Source organism: Mesorhizobium sp. M2A.F.Ca.ET.037.01.1.1, assembly GCF_003998075.1.
In the GTDB taxonomy this organism is placed as follows: domain Bacteria; phylum Pseudomonadota; class Alphaproteobacteria; order Rhizobiales; family Rhizobiaceae; genus Mesorhizobium.
Window position 1 is genome coordinate 1 of record NZ_RZSA01000845.1, and the last position, 2,939, is coordinate 2,939.

3 protein-coding genes and 1 pseudogene are annotated in these 2,939 nt (G+C 64.5%); 2 read left to right on the forward strand and 2 right to left on the reverse strand.

Annotated features, from left to right (window positions below):
• A pseudogene (locus EOA27_RS30030) lies at positions 1–195 on the reverse strand (dihydropyrimidinase); the annotation flags it as partial.
• Positions 196–217: 22 nt separating this feature from the next.
• A complete protein-coding gene (locus EOA27_RS30035; protein ID WP_126082256.1) occupies positions 218–568 on the reverse strand; it encodes a RidA family protein in 351 nt (116 codons plus the stop codon).
• Positions 569–804: 236 nt separating this feature from the next.
• Between EOA27_RS30035 and EOA27_RS30040 the strand changes: the two genes are divergently transcribed.
• Together EOA27_RS30040 and EOA27_RS30045 are read left to right on the forward strand one after the other, a co-directional pair.
• Entirely contained in the window at positions 805–2,052 is a 1,248-nt protein-coding gene (locus EOA27_RS30040; RefSeq protein ID WP_126082255.1) for an MFS transporter, read from the forward strand.
• The gene (locus tag EOA27_RS30045) at positions 2,052–2,816 is read left to right on the forward strand and encodes an SDR family oxidoreductase (protein ID WP_126082254.1); all 765 of its coding nucleotides are present in this window, start codon (positions 2,052–2,054) and stop codon (positions 2,814–2,816) included. The genes EOA27_RS30040 and EOA27_RS30045 overlap by 1 nt, the downstream gene beginning before the upstream one ends.
• Positions 2,817–2,939: the final 123 nt, after the last annotated feature.

Genomic DNA, 2,939 nt, shown 5'->3' on the forward strand with positions numbered 1-2,939 from the left:
CCAGACGGGCTGGTCGAGATGGCAATGCGTATCGATGCCGCCGGGCATCACCCAGCGGCCGCCGGCGTCGATCGACTTCTGGCCGGATAGGCCCTTGTCAATCGCGGCGATGCGGCCGTCGTCAACGCCGATGTCGCACTCGGCCCAGCCATCGTCGAGCGCCACGCGCCCACCTTTGATCACCAGCTCATGCATTGGCGCACCCTCACCGGTCCGCTCAGCCGACGGCCGCCGTCACCATGATCTCGACGCGGTATTGGTCGCCGGCAAGCCGCGCTTCCACTGTGGCGCGCACCGGCATGGCGCTCCTGTCGATCCAGGCGTCCCAGGCGGCATTCATCAACTCGAAATCGGCAATGTCGCAGAGCCAAATCTGCGCGCTCAAGAGCTTCGACTTGTCACTGCCGGCCTTGGCCAGAAGCGCATCGATCTTGGCGAGAATCTGCTTGGTCTGGCTTGTGGTATCGCCGGACAGATCATCCGCCGTCAGGCCAGCCACATAGACGGTGCCGTTGTAGCGCAGCACCCGGCAGAAGCGCTGTCCGTTCTCCAGGCGTTCGATCGTCATATCGTTCCCTTCCGCTGTTTCTCGGATTCTGGCCTTTGCCTATGGTAAGGAGGGTGCAAAACCACTGTAAAGCCCGCAGCAAAGCCGAGATGCCGCTTTCCTTCACAGCGATGGCCAAAAAAATTTAAGCCATAGCCGCGTCAATCTTCGTTTGTGGCAACCACGGCAAAGTGTAGCTTCTGCTCGGGCTGCCGTCGGTCAACGGTCACGCCAGGGGAGCCGCCGCAGCCGCATCCATGAGGTCGATCGCTCAATCCGCGATGAGGCTTTGGCACAATGCAGAGCGCTCCCGCGCCATGCTGCCGATCATGGTCGGCGTCTGCCTGGCCTGCATCGGCAGCGCCATGTTGACCACCGCCGTGTCGCTGCATCTCGGCAAGCCCGGCATTTCTCCTCAGGTCGTGCAGATCGTGCTGACCGCGTATCCCGTGGGCTTCCTCGTCGGATGCCTGGTCACCCGCCCGGCGGTCGCGCAATACGGCCATGAGCGCACTTTTGTGGTGATCCTGGTGCTGGCGCTGCTGGCGGCGTCCGGCTTCGTGTTCACCGATTTCCTGCCGAGCTGGATCTGTTTCCGCCTGCTCGGTGGCATGGCGATGGCGTCGCTCTTCGTCGTCTGCGAAAGCTGGATCAACCTCTACGCCGAGCAGCACAATCGCGGCGCCTTGTTCTCGCTCTACATGCTGACGACGGCGATCGCGGTGCTGCTCGGGCAGTTCCTTGTCGGCTTGGTCGGCCCGCAATCGCCGCATCTTTTTCCGGTCGCGGCCGTAACGGTGCTTCTGGCGCTGGTCTCCAAATTCGTTGGCGGACGTTGGCCGGCGCTGCCTGCAACCGATCCGGGGCATGCGGGTTCAGCGAGACCGGTCAAGCGGCTTGGCCCGCTGGCGCTGTTCCGGCTGGCGCCGGTGACGGTCGTGGCCATCTTCCAGGGCGGCATCACCAACATGAACATCTTCGTGCTGACGCCGATCTACGGCACCCAGATCGGCCTGTCGGCGGCGACGACGGTCGGGCTGGTCACAACCATCAGCATCGCTGGCATGTTGGCGCAAACCCCCGTCGGCTGGCTGTCGGACCGGTTCGAACGGCGCATCATATTGCTTGTACAAGGCATCCTATCGGTAACGCTCTGCGCCGCGATCGCTTGGCTCGGCAACTCTTCGGTGCCGCTGCTCTTCGTCCTGTTCTTCGTCTATGGCTGCACGGCGCTCACCGTATATCCCGTGGCGATGGCGTTCGGCGCCTCGCAATTGCACAGCCGGCACATGGTCGGCGCTTCCGGCACGCTGCTCCTGCTCTATTCGATCGGCAATGTCGCGACGCCCGGCATTTCCGCCGGCCTGATGCAGCATATGGGCGCGCCGGCGATGTTCCTGCTGCTCGGCGGCGGCGCCGTGCTGGTGACGCTCGCCGCCTGCTACAATCTGTTGCGCCGTCCAGTCACCATGGCGACCATGCAGGCCATAGAGGAGCAGGTCTGATGACGGATCCAGTCAAGAACCGCCTGCAAGACAATGTCATCCTGATCGCCGGCGCTGCCAGCGGCATCGGCGCGGCAATTGCCCGGCGCTGTGTTGCCGAAGGCGCAAAGGTCGTCTGCGCCGACTATGATCTGGAGCCGGCGACAAAACTTACCGAAGTGCTCGGGCCTTCCGCGCTCGCTTGCCAGTGCGATGTAACGAACATCGACTCCGCCAGATCGGCCGTCGACTTTGCCGCGAAAAAATTCGGCCGGCTCGACGGGCTGGTGCACAACGCCGCGGCGCCTTCGACCAGCGCCACCGTCGTCGATCTCGACGAAAGCGCCTGGCGGCACGAGATCGATGTCGGCCTGACCGGCGCCTTCCTGATGAGCAAGTTCGCCGTGCCGCTGATCGCGGCCAGCGGCGGCGGCTCGGTCGTCTTCATCGGCTCGCAATTCGGGCGCGTCGCCACCACCAGGGCGGTCGCCTATTGCGCCGCCAAGGCCGGGCTGATCCATCTCGCCAAGGCGATGGCCGTCGACCACGCGCCCGACAAGATCCGCGTCAACAGCCTGTCGCCGGGTGCCGTGGCGACGACCCGCCTGCTGCGCCGGTTTGCCGACTTCGAAGCCGCCAATGTCGGCCTCGGCCCTGCCCATCTGCTCGGCCGCATCGCCGAGCCCGACGAGATCGCCGCGGCGGCGGCCTTCCTGCTTTCCTCCGACGCATCCTTCGTCACCGGATCCGACATGCTCGTGGACGGCGGCTATGCGACGCGCTGAACCCGTATTTTCAAAGGAGTTCCCATGACCTTGCTCGTCACCGGCGGCACCGGCTTCGTCATGAGCGTGGTCGCGCGCGCCTGGCTGGATCGCGATCCCAAAGCCAAGGCCGTAATCCTCGAC